Origin of the sequence: Pseudomonas agronomica (genome assembly GCF_025917275.1) — a bacterium.
Taxonomy (GTDB): Bacteria; Pseudomonadota; Gammaproteobacteria; order Pseudomonadales; family Pseudomonadaceae; genus Aquipseudomonas; species Aquipseudomonas agronomica.
In genome coordinates this window covers 1-14,678 of sequence record NZ_JAOSHO010000093.1, presented here as the reverse complement: position 1 = coordinate 14,678, position 14,678 = coordinate 1, and the positions used below count along the sequence as shown (strand labels likewise).

Annotated in this window: 14 protein-coding genes; 9 read left to right on the top strand and 5 right to left on the bottom strand. The window is 62.7% G+C overall.

Translation table 11 applies throughout. The features are described 5' to 3' along the window. From OC610_RS09855 to OC610_RS09845, 3 genes are all read left to right on the top strand, one after another. A partial coding sequence (locus OC610_RS09855; protein ID WP_264427630.1) for a helix-turn-helix domain-containing protein occupies positions 1–123 on the top strand: 123 nt, incomplete at its 5' end. A gap of 54 nt (positions 124–177) precedes the next feature. After that, positions 178–780: a LysE family translocator gene (locus OC610_RS09850; RefSeq protein WP_181288800.1), complete on the top strand. Its 603-nt coding sequence runs from the start codon at positions 178–180 to the stop codon at positions 778–780. A 154-nt stretch (positions 781–934) separates the two neighbouring features. Beyond that, the gene (locus OC610_RS09845) at positions 935–1,261 is read left to right on the top strand and encodes a four-helix bundle copper-binding protein (RefSeq protein ID WP_181288801.1); all 327 of its coding nucleotides are present in this window, start codon (positions 935–937) and stop codon (positions 1,259–1,261) included. 102 nt (positions 1,262–1,363) lie between these two features. Here OC610_RS09845 and OC610_RS09840 read toward each other — a convergent pair whose 3' ends face one another. Both OC610_RS09840 and OC610_RS09835 read right to left on the bottom strand, forming a co-directional pair. Continuing rightward, positions 1,364–2,317, bottom strand: a complete 954-nt coding sequence (locus OC610_RS09840) for a class I SAM-dependent methyltransferase (RefSeq protein WP_264427628.1) — start codon at positions 2,315–2,317, stop codon at positions 1,364–1,366. A 234-nt stretch (positions 2,318–2,551) separates the two neighbouring features. After that, on the bottom strand, positions 2,552–3,232 hold the full coding sequence (locus OC610_RS09835; RefSeq protein ID WP_264427629.1) for a murein L,D-transpeptidase catalytic domain family protein: 681 nt from the start codon (positions 3,230–3,232) through the stop codon (positions 2,552–2,554). A gap of 162 nt (positions 3,233–3,394) precedes the next feature. On the opposite strand from OC610_RS09835, the gene OC610_RS09830 reads away from it, so the two are divergent. Beyond that, the gene (locus OC610_RS09830; protein WP_264427627.1) at positions 3,395–4,957 is read left to right on the top strand and encodes a L,D-transpeptidase family protein; all 1,563 of its coding nucleotides are present in this window, start codon (positions 3,395–3,397) and stop codon (positions 4,955–4,957) included. On the opposite strand, the gene OC610_RS09825 is transcribed toward OC610_RS09830, so the two are convergent. Next, a complete protein-coding gene (locus OC610_RS09825) occupies positions 4,958–5,587 on the bottom strand; it encodes an NAD(P)H-dependent oxidoreductase (protein ID WP_264427626.1) in 630 nt (209 codons plus the stop codon). An 86-nt stretch (positions 5,588–5,673) separates the two neighbouring features. On the opposite strand from OC610_RS09825, the gene OC610_RS09820 reads away from it, so the two are divergent. The 3 genes from OC610_RS09820 (at position 5,674) to OC610_RS09810 (ending at position 9,686) form a co-directional block, all read left to right on the top strand. Then, a complete protein-coding gene (locus OC610_RS09820; protein ID WP_264427625.1) occupies positions 5,674–6,303 on the top strand; it encodes a TetR/AcrR family transcriptional regulator in 630 nt (209 codons plus the stop codon). A gap of 238 nt (positions 6,304–6,541) precedes the next feature. Next, entirely contained in the window at positions 6,542–8,068 is a 1,527-nt protein-coding gene (locus OC610_RS09815; protein ID WP_264427624.1) for an alpha-amylase family glycosyl hydrolase, read from the top strand. A gap of 10 nt (positions 8,069–8,078) precedes the next feature. After that, positions 8,079–9,686 carry an alpha-amylase family protein gene (locus tag OC610_RS09810; RefSeq protein ID WP_264427623.1) on the top strand — a complete coding sequence of 536 codons (1,608 nt, stop codon included), beginning with the start codon at positions 8,079–8,081 and terminating at the stop codon, positions 9,684–9,686. On the opposite strand, the gene OC610_RS09805 is transcribed toward OC610_RS09810, so the two are convergent. Both OC610_RS09805 and OC610_RS09800 read right to left on the bottom strand, forming a co-directional pair. Next, the gene (locus OC610_RS09805) at positions 9,675–10,658 is read right to left on the bottom strand and encodes an SDR family oxidoreductase (protein ID WP_264427622.1); all 984 of its coding nucleotides are present in this window, start codon (positions 10,656–10,658) and stop codon (positions 9,675–9,677) included. The genes OC610_RS09810 and OC610_RS09805 overlap by 12 nt on opposite strands. Before the next feature lie 29 nt (positions 10,659–10,687). Further along, positions 10,688–11,101 (bottom strand): CBS domain-containing protein, encoded by a 414-nt coding sequence (locus OC610_RS09800; protein ID WP_249874660.1) that lies wholly within the window; start codon positions 11,099–11,101, stop codon positions 10,688–10,690. 558 nt (positions 11,102–11,659) lie between these two features. On the opposite strand from OC610_RS09800, the gene nirB reads away from it, so the two are divergent. Together nirB and nirD are read left to right on the top strand one after the other, a co-directional pair. Continuing rightward, positions 11,660–14,221: a nitrite reductase large subunit NirB gene (gene nirB, locus OC610_RS09795; protein ID WP_264427621.1), complete on the top strand. Its 2,562-nt coding sequence runs from the start codon at positions 11,660–11,662 to the stop codon at positions 14,219–14,221. After that, the gene (gene nirD, locus OC610_RS09790; RefSeq protein WP_264427620.1) at positions 14,221–14,607 is read left to right on the top strand and encodes a nitrite reductase small subunit NirD; all 387 of its coding nucleotides are present in this window, start codon (positions 14,221–14,223) and stop codon (positions 14,605–14,607) included. The genes nirB and nirD overlap by 1 nt, the downstream gene beginning before the upstream one ends. Positions 14,608–14,678: the final 71 nt, after the last annotated feature.

Below are 14,678 nucleotides of genomic sequence, written 5' to 3'. Positions count from 1 at the left end.
GCCGTGGCGGTGGCCGCCATGCTCGGCTTCGCTGACCAGAGTCACTTGGGCCGCTGGTTCCAGCGCGCCTATCGCATGAGCCCCGCGGATTACCGCAAGCGCTGCTCAATTGTTCCAGACTGACCACGCCGGCATCGGGATGATCAGCCCTACGATCATCTGCCGAGAAATTGCTCCATGGACCAGTTGCTGCCGTTTGCCTTGTTTGCCTTTGTCGCCTCCATCACCCCGGGCCCGACCAATATCCTGGTGTTGAGCCACAGTTCCCGCTTTGGCCTGACGACCACATGGCCGATCATTCTCGGCGCCTGTGCCGCCGCCGCGTTGCTGGTATTGGTGGTCGGCACCGGCTTGGGGGACGTGCTGGCCCGGCACGCGACGATCCAGACAGTGTTGTCCTGGGCCGGCATCGCCTGGTTGAGCTGGATGGCCTGGCAGATCTTCAGCGCACCCGCCGAGGCCATCGACCCGGACAAACCGGTGGAAGGCCCCCGGCTGGGCCTGGCGGGCGCCGCCGGGTTGCAACTGGTGAACCCCAAAACCTGGATGATGGCATTGGCGGTGGTCAGCGTATTCGCCGGCGCCGAGGCAGACCGTACCGTGCGCGTGCTCTGGCTGTCCCTGGCGTTCTTTGCGATATCCATTCCCTGCATGACGGCCTGGGCCTACCTGGGGCGCGGCGCCGCCAGGTTCTGCCGTTCCGCCGTGGCGATGGGGCGCTTCAACCGCGTCATGGCGGTGTTGCTGCTGGTGTCGGCGTGGTTGACGTTGGTGGTCTGATTGCGGGACGCAGGATGAACGCCAGGGGCTCTCCAGCTGACGAAAATGTAATTTTTCTTTTGAAACCCCCGGTTCATGGGCCGAGTCGCACGCTTATACCTGCCTGAACAGGCGGTATGCGTTTTTGAATCGACCTTCAAAAAAGGAGAGTGCCATGAACAGCCGTTATCAAACCTGTATCGACGAATGCCTCGCCTGCGCAATGGCCTGCGAGGCCTGCGCCAGCGCGTGCCTGCAAGAACAAAACGTCCAGATGATGGCGCGTTGCATTGAGCTGGACCGCGATTGCGCCGACCTGTGCCGTCTCGCGGCAACGCTGATGCAGCGCGACAGTCGGGTGGCGACGGATCTTTGTATCGTCTGTGCGAGCATCTGCCGGGCTTGTGGTGAGGAATGCGCGAAACACGAAGCGGGCCACTGTCAGGATTGCGCCAAGGCCTGCCAGTCCTGTGCCGAAGCGTGTGAGCGGATGGCCGCCTGAGACTCAATCGGACCGGACTGTTTTACGTTGCAGGCAACGTGAAACAGTCCAGCGGCGCGCAAGATCCGTCAACAGTGGCAATGTGTAATCACGGCACGAAGTTCAGCCGTTTGCCGAGTTGTCCCGCTTGAACACCAAGGCCTTCAAGCCACACGCCGGGTCCGCGTCCGGAAACTCTGGAGGGTTTGCCAATCGTTGTTCGAATATCAGGCCGGGCGCTTCGCGCGTGACGCCTTCGATAAGGAAGTCCGGGCCGGTAGCTGGGTCGTTGCTGCAGGCCAGGACGGTGCCTGTGGCGGTCAGCAGCTCCGGCAGGCGGCGCAGCACCCGTTGATAATCCTTGGTCAGCAGGAAGCTGCCTTTCTGGAACGTGGGCGGGTCGATGATGACCAGGTCATAGGGCCCGCTGTTGATCACCTTGCCCCAGGATTTGAACAGGTCGTGCCCCAGAAAGCTCACTTGGCCGAGGTCATGGCCGTTCAGGCGATGATTGTCGCGACCACGGCTCAGGGCTGCGCGGGACATGTCCAGGTTGACCACGTGGCGGGCACCGCCGGCGATGGCCGCCACCGAGAAACCGCAGGTATAGGCGAACAGGTTGAGCACGCGCTTGCCTTGGGCGTGGGCGCGCACCCAGTCGCGGCCATAGCGCATATCGAGAAAGAGGCCATTGTTCTGCTTCTTGCCCAGGTCGATCCGATAACGCAGGCCGCCTTCGGTCAGGGTCCATTCGTCGATCGGTTCGCCCTGCAACCACTGGGTGAGGCTGTCGGGCAGGTACCGATGTTGCACCGCGAGAGTATGCGCGCCGCTGTGTTGCCAGGCGGGCGAGGCGGCGAGGGCGCGCAGCATGGCGAACAAGTCATCCAGTTGCGCTGGATCGGGCTCCTTGAACAGAGAGACCAGCACCACGCCTTGCAGCCAGTCGACGGTGATCTGTTCCAGCCCAGGCCAGCAGCGTCCGCGGCCATGGAACAGGCGACGGGTTTCGCCGGGCGCCGATTCCAGCGCCGTCAGCAAATGGCTCTGCAATGTGTGAAGGGCTTGAGGGTTCATCAGATAAAAACGCCAGCGACTCGAAAGGCCGGCATTTTAACCACGAACCCATGCACTGCAATCCCTGTGGCGAGGGAGCTTGCTCCCGCCCGGTTTTGTAGGAGCTGGCGAAGCCTGCGATCTTTTGATCTTTTGATCTTTTGCTTGAGATTCAAGTGGCTGGGGAAAGATCGCAGCCTCGCTTCGCTCGGCAGCTCCTACACAGCTCCTACACCGCTCCTGCAGAGCCCAGCCCTAGCCACCGCTGGTCGCGAGGATGCTCGCCACCTGCTGCGGCTGGCAATTGAGATAGGGCGAGCGCTTGAGCCACGCTGGGTCCGGGTACCAGGAAAACATGAATTGGCCGCCCTTGAGCTTGTCGATCACTTGCCGCGCCACTTGCGGACGCACGGCGGGACAACCCTGGCTGCGGCCGATGCGGCCTTGGCGGGCGCTCCACAGCGGGTTCACGTAATCAGCGGCGTGAATGACAATCGCTCGGTCGCGCGCCTGGTCATTGAACCCGGGTTCCAGGCCATCCATGCGCAGCGAGTAGCCGTGGGTGCCCTGGTAGCTTTCCTGGGTGCGGAACAGCCCCAGGCTCGATTGATAGCTGCCCAGTCGGTTGGAAAACTGGGTGGCGAAGTTCTCACCGGATTTTTGCCCGTGAGCCACGAGATCACGCAGGACCAGCTTCTTCTGGCGCAGGTCGAAGATCCACAAGCGCCGGGCCGTCGAAGGCTGCGAATAGTCGATCACCGCCAGATGGCGAGCCTGTCGAGCACCGTTGGCAACTGCGCACTGCATCGCACTCAGGGCACTTTTCAGCGCTTGGGGATTGAGTTCCGGCGCGGCGTGGGCGAGGCTGTTGTAAAGAGGCTGGGCGTTGAGTTTTTCCGCCAGCGCCGGGCTGCACATAATGCCAAGGCCCGTCATGACCAGGCAGAATCGGCGCAAGAAGGCCGATACAGGTGAAGGCAGCTTGCGGTGGCGTTCGTTTGCGGCATCCCGTCCGGTTTTGTTTGTCTGCATGATGGCGGGTCGTACCTGTCGCAAAATTCACCGTCAACGAGACGGCCATGGATTGGAGTAAAGCAGTTGTTCAAAAAGTCCGCATGTTACCTGAGCCTTTTATTGCTCGTTGCGCCATTGGTCGCTACGGCCGAGGACGGCGATCCGGCCCAGGCGCAAACCACACTGGCGCAACTGTCGGTCAATTGCCCCGAAGTGGCCGGCGGCGTCGACTTTCCGACGGTGATGAGCCTGCAGGCGCTTTACCAGCAAAACGCAGGCCAGGCGATCTGGGCGGACGACGGGCGGTTGCAGGCGTTGCAAATCCAAGTTCAACAATTAGCCGATGACGGGCTCGATCCGGCCCGTTACAACTTGCCGGACGAGGGCCGTTACACCAACGTGGCCTGTACCGACATCGCCATCAGCCAACGTTACCTGCAAGCCCTGCATGACGTGCGTTTCGGCCATCTGCCACAGAATCGCCTGGAGCCGATCTGGAAAGCCAATCCCCAGTTGCCGGACCGGCAGGCCATGGTGTTGCATTTCGCCGTGGCGGGCCTGCAAGACCCGGCGCAGGCTTTCGAGCTGGCACGGCCGAGCCTGGCGCTTTATCGTGACCTGCGCGAACTCTACGCGAGGCAACGTCAGCAGCCCCTGGCGGACTGGCAATCGGTGCCCAGCGGCCCCTTGTTGCAGCCTGACAAGCGCGACGCGCGGGTCCCGGCGCTGGCCCGACGGCTGTTCAACGAAGGCTACCTCAGCATGCCGCCACTCGATGTCGACGAGCATTACAGCCCGAGCCTTGTGGAAGCGATGAAAAGCTTCCAGCTTCACCATTCCCTGCAAGCCGATGGGGTCGTCGGGCCTTGGACGGTCACCGAACTGAACATCAGCCCGGCCATGCGCCGCGAGCAGTTGCGCATCAACCTGGAGCGCATGCGTTGGCTGGCCCAGGACCTGGAGCCCGACAGCGTCCTGGTCAACGTCGCGGCGGCGCAACTGACGGTCTTTCAGGGCGGTGCGCCCGTGTGGCAAACCCGCACCCAGGTAGGGCGTGCCGAACGCCAGACCCCGTTGATCAAATCGCGCATCACCCGCCTGACGCTCAACCCCACGTGGACTATCCCGCCGACGATCATGCGTGAAGACAAGCTGCCCGAGATCCGCCGCGACCCGGAGTTCCTCGCTCGGCATAACCTCAAGGTGCTCGATCGGGATGGCTTGCCGCTGGCGGTGGAAAATATCGACTGGGAGCATCCTGGCGACCTGATGCTGCGCCAGGATGCTGGTGCCAAAAATCCCTTGGGCAAATTGGTGGTCCGCTTTCCCAATCCGTTCTCGGTCTACCTGCACGACACCCCCAGCCAGGCTTTGTTCGGCAAGGGCCCGCGGGCATTCAGTTCGGGCTGCGTGCGTATCGAGCAAGTCATGCACCTGCGGGATCTGTTGGTGACCCCAGCCGAACGCACCCGGACCGACACGTTATTGGCCAGCGAGCTGACCCATGAATTCAGGCTGGCCAAGCCACTGCCGATCCTGCTGGGTTACTGGACGGTGCAGGCGGACAGCCAGGGGCAGGCCGTGTACATCCCGGATATCTATCAACGGGATGTCGTGTTGTCCACGGCTGGCCAGCGTGCACTCTGATCAGGCGCACTCAGCGTCGACCTGCGCGTGCGAGGTTTCTTCGACCCGAAACAGCCGCTGGCCGAGGGCAAGCGCGGCTTGCAAATGGGCTTTCGGATCGAGGGATTCCGATTCCAGCAAGCGTTCGGAACTCATCACCCGCGCACCGCAGTAATCGAAGATGCCGTGGTCGATCTGCGTAACCATCGCCTGGTCGTAGCCATGACGTTGGAAACTATCGGCATCGGCCCCTCCAAGCGCTACAAGATGGACCCGCAATCGCTGGAGCTTCTGGGTAAACGACTCTCCGGGCTTGTAATCGAATGCCCAGCCATTGGAAAACACTCGATCGATCCAACCCTTGAGCAACGCTGGCATCGACCACCAGTAGATCGGGTAGACCAGCACGAGCGCGTCGGCCCGGTCGATTCTCGCCTGTTCAGCCAGTACATCTGCGGGTGGCATGGCCTCGCGGCGGTGGACGGCATGGTCGGCGAGGCCAAAGCGTGGATCGAAACCTTCGGCGGCCAGGTCGGCAATTTCGAAGGTATTGGCGCGGTTGGCCTGGGTGATCCCGTCGCCGATGGCCTGGGCCAGCGCATGGGTCAGGGAGCGGGGGTCATGGTGGGCAACAACGATAAGCGCGTGCATAGCGAATCTCCTTCTGGCATTACACAACGTCAAGCGAGTATGCTTGGTTAAGTTACGAACAGTAAGTTACGGTTGGTAAAGTTAGCATGTCAAGCACCGAAGAAAATTCATCGTCTTCACCGGCGCCTCGTCGACGCCTGGCCCGCGCGGATCGCCAACGGCAATTGTTGGATGTCGCCTGGCGCCTGGTGCGCGAGGAGGGCAGCGAAGCACTGACGCTCGCCCGGCTCGCGGAGCAGGCTGGCGTGACCAAGCCGATCGTCTACGATCATTTCGTCACTCGATCGGGGCTTTTAGCTGCGCTTTACCAGGATTTCGATGCTCGCCAGACGGCACTGATGGACGCGGCGCTTGAGGCCAGCGAGCCCATCCTGGAAAGTCGTTCGCAGGTGATTGCCGATGCCTTCGTCGAGTGCGTGCTGCTTCAGGGCAGGGAAATTCCCGGCGTCAGCGCAGCCCTGAGCAGTTCACCGGAGCTGGAGCTCATCAAGCGGGAATACGAAAGGATCTTCCTGGATAAATGCCGGTCGGTACTGGAGCCGTTCGCCGGGAACGGGCGTCTTTCCCAAGCGAGCCTGCGGGCGATGCTAGGGGCGGCGGAGGCGTTGTCCGATGCGGCGGCCAATGGGGACATCAGCGCGGACGAGGCCAAGCAGGAGTTGTTCGTGACCATCGTTGCGATGGTCAAGCGTGCTGGCGAGGACTCCTCAATCTGACCCACCGCCATCGCGAGCAAGCTCGCTCCCACAGGTCTTGCAAACGACACGAACCTTTGTGGGAGCGAGCTTGCTCGCGATGGCGGCAGCACATTCAACATCTCACCCACAGATTCCCCACCAAGAAAAAACGAACCCCAGGCGCCTTTTCCGGTTCTTAACTGATGTCCCCTGATAACAGGGGCATCAGGCGGGGCCGCGGTCTTGCCCACCAAACACTGCGATCAGAGGAGGCGACATGCCCAACTCCTTCCATTCGCCCTGGTGGAAGAACGCTGTGATCTACCAGGTTTATCCTCGCTCTTTTGCCGATGCCAACGGCGATGGCATTGGCGATCTCCCCGGATTGACTGCACGCCTGGACCATCTGCAACGGCTGGGCATCGACGCGTTGTGGTTGTCGCCGGTTTACCGCTCGCCGATGTGTGACGCGGGCTACGATATCTGCGACTACATCGACGTCGACCCGCTGTTCGGCAACCTCGCGGACCTGGATGCATTGATTGCCCAGGCCCACGAACGCGGCTTGAAAGTGCTGCTCGACTTCGTGCCCAACCACACCTCCGACCAACACCCATGGTTCATCGAATCGCGTTCCCGCCGCGACAACCCCAAGCGCGACTGGTACATCTGGCGGGACGAACCCAATAACTGGCGGGCCTCGATCGATGGTGGCAGCGCCTGGACCTGGGACGAGACCAGCCAGCAGTACTACCTGCATTTCTTCCTGCCGCAACAACCGGATCTCAACTGGCACAACCCCGAAGTCGTCACCGCCATGCACCAGGTGTTGCACTTCTGGCTCGAGCGCGGCGTCGATGGCTTTCGCGTCGATGTGGTGCATTGCGTCGGCAAGGACCAGAGCTTCGCCGACGACCCGCGCTGCATGGCCGGCGAAACCATGGTCAAGATCAATGACCAGCCCTACAGCCATGAAGTGCTGCGCGGGCTGCGGCGCCTGGTGGACAGCTACCCCGGCGAGCGGGTGCTGATCGGCGAGGTGAACATCCGCTCGACGGCGCAGGTGGCGGCCTACTACGGCGCCAGTGACGAGTTGCACATGTCGTTCAATTTCCCACCGCTGGATGCCCCCTGGGATCCGGTGGTGTTTCGCATGTGCATCCGCGAAGTGGAAAACGACCTTGGCCCCTTGCAAGCCTGGCCCACCTGGGTGCTGTCCAATCATGACAACAGTCGTCATCGCAGTCGCTACGGCGGCTCGTTGCGCCGGGCCCGGGCGGCGGCGGTGATGTTGCTGACGCTGCGCGGCACGCCGTTCATCTATCAAGGAGAAGAGTTGGGGCTGGAGGACACACAAGTGACCGCCCAGACCCGCGTCGATCCCGGCGGACGGGACGGCAGCCGGGCACCATTGCCATGGACCGAGCAAGCGCCTCATGGCTGGTCGGGGCAAATGCCATGGCTGCCTTTTGCACCCGATGCGGGCCCACTGTCGGTGGAGGCGCAGGCGCGTGCCGACGATTCCGTATTGGCGCTCTACCAACGTTTGCTGGCCTGCCGGCGCAACAGCCTGGCGCTGCGCCTGGGCGGCTGGGAAGAGCTGCCATCGCACCCGCAGGTGTTGGCGTATCGACGCCATTGCGACGGCGATGAACGCCTGGTCTGCATCAACTTTGCCGACCATGAGCACACCTTTCCCTTGGCCGTCCCCTGGCGAGTGGAGATCGCCAGTGACGGAGCCGATGAAGGCCAGCCGTTCAGCGGGCGACTGGCCGCTGAACAGGCCGTGATCCTGTGTCGATGAGGAGTGACTGATGAAAGCCAACTGGCACCGAAACACCTTGATCTACCAGATCGACCCCTCCTTGTTCTTCGACAGCAACGGCGACGGTCGGGGCGACCTGAAGGGCATCATCCGCCAACTTGATTACTTGCAAGCGTTGGGCGTCGGCGCGCTCTGGCTGATGCCGTTGTATCGATCACCCTTCAGGGATGCCGGTTATGACGTCAGTGATTTCATGGCGTTGGACCCGCGTTTTGGCAGCGAGGAAGACCTGCGCCAATTGATCGTCCAGGCCGGCGAGCGCGGCATGCGCGTCATTCTCGAACTGGTGGTGCAACACACCAGCGACCAGCACCCGTGGTTCCTTCGAGCGAGACGGGACAAGGACAGTGTCTACCGGGATTACTACCTGTGGTCCGACACGCCGGTCGACGACGGCAACCAGCCCATCTTTCCCTCGGTGGAAGACAGCATCTGGCAGTGGGACGAGCAGGCCGGGCAGTACTATCGGCATCTGTTCTATCGCCACGAACCGGACCTGAACCTGGCGAACCCGCGGGTCGTCGAGGAGATCGAGCGGGTCATGGTCCACTGGCTCGAACTCGGTATCGCCGGCTTTCGCCTCGATGCCGCTTCGCACTTGGTCGAGCAGGCCGGCGGCGGCAATGAGGAGCAGGGCGTCTGGGTGCTGGATCGATTCTATAAATGCATGACCCGCATCAATCCCGAAGGTGTCCTGTTGGGCGAGGTGGATGTCGATCCGGAGCGCTACAGCCATTACTTCGGCACCGGGGAGCGCTTGGGCCTGGTGCTGGATTTCTGGGTCAACAATCACCTGTTCCTCGCCCTGGCCCGCGGCGAAGCCGAACCCCTGCAACGGGCCATCATCCGCCGGCCGGCGCCGCCCGACGGCGCGAACTACGCAGTGTGGCTGCGCAACCACGACGAGCTCGACCTGGAGCGCCTGAGCGAGCAGGAGCGCGAAGAGGTGATGCAGGCCTTCGCCCCGGAGCAGGACATGCGTTTGTATGGCCGAGGTATTCGCCGGCGCCTGGCGCCAATGCTCGACGGTGACGTGCGTCGCCAGGCGTTGGCCCAGGCGCTGCTGCTGTCGCTGCCCGGCACGCCGATCGTGCGGTATGGGGAGGAAATCGGCATGGGTGACGACCTGACGCGTCCCGAGCGCCTGTCGGTGCGCACGCCCATGCAATGGAGCGACCGGGCCAACGCCGGGTTTTCGTCGGCCGCACGTTTGGCCGCCCCGGTGATCGATGAGGGGCCGTTTGCCTACACGCGATTGAACGTTGAAGGCCAACTGAAAGACGCCGAATCGCTGTTGAGCCGGGCACGTCAGCTGTTGCTGGCCCGCGCGGAGCTGAACGAAGTCGGCGACGGCAAGGCGCAACTGCTGACGGTCGACCACCCGGCGGTATTCGCCATCGCCCATGTCTGCGAGGCCAGCTCGGTCATGCTGGCGAACCTCGGCAAGGACACCGTCACCGTGCGGTTGCGGGAAATGGACCTGGAGGGTTTCGAGGAAATGTTATCCGACAGTCCGTACCCGGCCACGACACAATCGGGCCTGACGTTGCACGGGTACGGTTATCGGTGGTTCCGTCGCGTCGACTCAAAACAATAACAGCACCACGGCGAGCAACCCGCCGCTGGCGAACAGCAGTGCCGACACCTGCGTCGAACTCAAGGCCAGCGCAGAGTCCCGCGAGCGGCCGACGAACCGCCCACGGGTACGATGCAGGGGTTCCTGCGATTCGAAGAGGTTGTCCGGACGCTGAGGGTCGTCCTCCTCGTTGGTCGTCTGTCCTGAATAGGCGCTACGGGCCATCAAGCGATCGAGCAGGCCTGGCATCAGGCACGTGCCGACAATGGCCTTGAGCGAGGCCGCGCCCAGCCACAGTTCCCTGGGTGTGCGTTTGACCACGCTGAATATCGCCCGGGCGGCCACGTCCGGGTCATGAATCGGCGGCACGGGTTGCACCCGCTTGCCCAACTTGTTGCGCGCCCAATCGAATTGCGGCGTATTGATCGCAGGCAGTTGCACCATGCAGACCTTGATATCGCTGTGCTCGTGAAGCAGTTCGCAGCGCAAGGAATCAGTGAAGCCTCGCACCGCGAACTTCGCCCCGCAATACGCCGCTTGCAGCGGAATGGCGCGGTAAGCCAGTGCCGAACCCACCTGGATGATCACCCCGCGATTGCGCCGGCCCATGAGGTCCAGCGCCGCGAGCGTGCCGTGGACGGTGCCCAAGTAAGTCACCTCGGTCACCCTGCGGACTTCCTCGGCATTCAATTGGCGGATGGGCGAAAACACCGTGGCCATCGCGCAGTTGACCCACACGCCGACCGGTCCCAGTTCCCGCTCCATTCGTTGAGCTGCATCGAATACCGCTTCGGCGTCGGCGACATCGATGCTGATCCCCAGGCACGTCGCGCCCAGTTGCTTCAATTCTTCTTGCGTGGCCGCCAAGGCTTGTTCGCCTCGCGCCAGCAAGCCGACGCGATAGCCAGCGGCGGCAAATCGGTGCGCGGTGGCACGCCCGACGCCTGCGGTGGAACCGCTGATCACAACAACAGGTGGGGTTCGCTCATCCATTGTGCTTGCTCCGCAACTCCTTCCAAGGGTCAGTGGGGTTGCGCGACGCCGCGCAGCAGGTTGGCGCTGACCTTGTCGGCGTTGCAACTGGCGACGTTGGCCAGCGAGACCATGCCCACCAGGCGCTTGTCACGGTTCACCACCGGCAGGCGGCGTTTTTCGATCTGGGCCATGTTCTTGGCGACGTGGTCGATCTCTTCGTCATCGAAGCAATAGCGCACCTCATCGCTCATGATCCGGCTGACCGGTGTGTCCATATTCATGCCTTCGGCCATGGCCCGAACCACCAGGTCGCGGTCGGTCACCATCCCGGCCATGCGGTCGTTCTGATTGATCACCAGCGCGCCGATATCAGCCTGGCGCATGATGAGGGCGACTTCGCGCAGCGGAGTATCAGGGGAGATCGTGCGGACTTCCCGACTCATGATTTCATTGATTTTCATCGTTGAATCTCCTTCGTCTCGGGTTGAACGGCAGCCACTGTCCGGGCGTCGCTACGGGTTCGTGCGGGGCCGGACTGGCGCCTCATTTATTGTGAAAATTCGGGCTGGCGATGGTTCAGGATTTTTGCCGGCGGGTTTGAAGGGGTGCACTTTTATGAAGCCGCAGTTGGGTGGTCGCACCATCGCAAGGCAGATGGCAGGGCTAGCGAAACGGTGGCTGGCGCCGGTCAGCTTGAAGTGGCAGGGCGGGCCTCTTCGCGGGCAAGCCTGCTCCCACAGGGGATTGTGGGATACCCATGAGGTTGTCGCGGCAGGTCAAGCAAGGTTTGGCACGCTCGCTGCAAGACGTTGTCCAGGCCCACCGTGAACACAATCGAGTGGGCAGCCCCGTCGGTCAACGAAGATCGAGTGCCAGCAGGCCGGGGGATAACGGTAGATCAGGGCGCAGTCGCCGGGTCGATACCGCACAGAACAGGCAAAGACGCCTGGAACCGCAAGGTTTCAGGCGTCTTTTTTTTGCTTTCAAAAAAACGTGATGGGCTTTTGTCGGGTGCTTTTATGAATTCCAACGTTGCTTCCCTGAACAAGCTGCAAACGCTGATCGTGATCGGCAATGGCATGGTCGGCCATCACTGCGTCGAACAGTTGATCGAGCGCGGTGCCCTCAATCATTACCGCGTACACGTCTTCAGCGAAGAGCCGATGCGCGCTTACGACCGTGTGCACCTGTCCGAATATTTCTCGGGACGGGACGCCGAATCGCTGGCCTTGGGCAAAGCCTCGTTGTACCAGACCCCCGGCGTCACGCTGCACCTGAGCGTGCCGGTGCTGGAGATCGATCGCCAGGCCCACGAAGTGGTCACCGCCGGGGAACGCATCCGCTACGACAAACTGGTGCTCGCCACCGGTTCCTACCCGTTCGTGCCGCCGATCCTGGGCGCCGAAGGCGATTCGTGCCTGGTCTACCGTACCCTCGAAGACCTCGACGCCATCCGTAACGCCGCCAGCAACGCCCGCCGTGGCGTGGTCGTCGGCGGTGGATTGCTGGGCCTGGAAGCGGCCAACGCCTTGAAGTCCCTCGGCCTGGAAGCCCACGTCGTCGAATTCGCCCCACGGCTGATGCCGGTGCAGTTGGACGAGCAGGGCGGGCTGGCCCTCAAGGCGCGCATCGAAAAACTTGGCGTCGGTGTGCATTTGTCCAAGGGCACTCAATCCATCAGCGCGGGCGAGCAATACCGTTATCGGATGAACTTCGGCAACGATGATTTCCTCGAAACCGACCTGATCGTGTTTTCCGCCGGTATCCGCGCCCAGGACGCCTTGGCCCGCCAATGCGAGCTGCAGATCGGACCGCGCGGTGGCGTGGTGATCGACGATCATTGCCAGAGCAGCGACCCGGACATCTACGCCATCGGCGAATGCGCGGCGTGGAATGGCAGCATCTTTGGCCTGGTCGCGCCGGGCTACCAGATGGCCCGCAACGTCGCGGCGCGCCTCTGTGGCGGTGCCGGCGAGGCCTTCACCGGCGCGGACATGTCCACCAAGCTCAAGCTGCTGGGCGTCGATGTCGGCTCCATCGGCGACGCGCACGGCCATACGCCGGGTTCGCGCAGCTTCCAGTTCATCGACGGAACCAGCGCCAGCTACCGGCGCCTGGTGGTCGATGCTGACGGCAAGCGCGTGATTGGCGCCGTACTGGTCGGTGACAACAGCTACTACGACACGCTCTTGCAGTACATGCAGAACGGCATCGCCTTGCCCAAGGACGCCGCCAGCCTGATCCTGCCATCCTCCGAAGGCGCCCCGACACTCGGCCCGGCGGCGTTGCCTGAAGCCGCGACCATCTGCTCGTGCCACAACGTCACCAAGGGCTCGATCTGCTCGGCCATCGACGGCGGCTGCACCGATCTCGGCCAGCTCAAGTGCGACACCAAGGCCGGCACCGGCTGCGGCGGCTGCGCGGCACTGGTCAAGCAAGTGTTCGAGCACGAACTGATCGCCCGTGGCGTCAGTGTCGACAAGAGCCTGTGTGAACACTTCGCCTACACCCGCCAGGAGCTTTACGCGCTGGTGCGGGTGGAAGGCATCATCAGTTTCGAAGAGCTGTTGGCCAAACACGGTCGCGGCCACACCGGTTGCGACTTGTGCAAACCGGCGGTGGGCTCGATCCTGGCGTCGTGCTGGAACCAGCCGATCATGGACCCGCACCTGGTGCCGTTGCAGGACACCAACGACACGTTCATGGCGAACATGCAGAAGAACGGTACCTACTCGGTGGTACCGCGCATCGCCGGTGGGGAAATCACCGCCGACAAACTGATCGCCATCGGCGTCGTCGCGAAGAAATACGACCTCTACACCAAGATCACCGGCGGCCAGCGCATTGACCTGTTCGGCGCGCAGTTGCACCAGTTGCCGGACATCTGGGCCGAGCTGATCGAAGCCGGCTTCGAAACCGGCCACGCCTACGGCAAATCCACGCGCACGGTGAAGTCCTGCGTGGGCAGCACCTGGTGCCGCTACGGCGTGCAGGACAGCGTGCAAATGGCCCTGACCATCGAGGACCGCTACAAAGGCCTGCGCTCGCCGCACAAGCTCAAGTTCGCCGTGTCCGGTTGCACCCGTGAATGCGCCGAAGCCCAGAGCAAGGACGTCGGCGTGATTGCCACCGAAAAGGGTTGGAACCTCTACGTGGCCGGCAACGGCGGCATGCGTCCGCGCCACGCCGAGCTGTTCGCCACCGACCTGGACGACGCGACGCTGATCCGCTACATCGACCGCTTCCTGATGTTCTACATCCGCACCGCCGACAAGCTGCAACGCACCTCGGTCTGGCGCGAAAGCCTGGAAGGCGGCCTGGATTACCTCAAGGAGGTGATCATCCACGACAGCCTGGGCCTGGGCGCCGAGCTCGAGGCGCAGATGCAACTGGTGGTCGACCGCTACGAATGCGAGTGGGCCAACGCCTTGAAGGACCCGGAAAAACTCAAGCGCTTCCGGACCTTCGTCAACGACAAGCGCGGCGATCCGGACGTTCATTTCGTTCGCGAGCGCGGCCAGCGCCGGCCGGTGCATGCCGGCGAACTTCACCTGATTCCCCTCACCGAGGAGGTGCTCTGATGAGCCAGTCAAACGTCGTTCGTATTTCCACTCGCGAAGCCGCGCAACAACCCCTGCAATGGCGCGCCCTGTGCAGCCGCGAGGACCTAGTGCCGAACTCCGGCGTGGTCGCCTGGCATGACGGCAACCAGGTGGCGCTGCTGTACCTGCCGGAGCATGCCGACAAGCCGCTGTACGCCGTCGACAACCGCGACCCGAAGTCCGGCGCCAACGTCATCGGTCGTGGATTGCTGGGCAACATCAAGGGCGAACTGGTGATTGCCTCGCCGATGTACAAGCAACATTTCCGCCTGGAAGACGGCCATTGCCTGGAATACCCCGAGCAGCGCCTGCGGGTGTGGCCGGTGCGCTTGAATGGGGATGTGGTGGAGATTGGCGAGGGCTGATAGCGAGTGTTTTCGGTGCCCTTGTGGCGAGGAAGCTCGCGCTGAACCCCGTAGGAGCTGGCGAAGCCTGC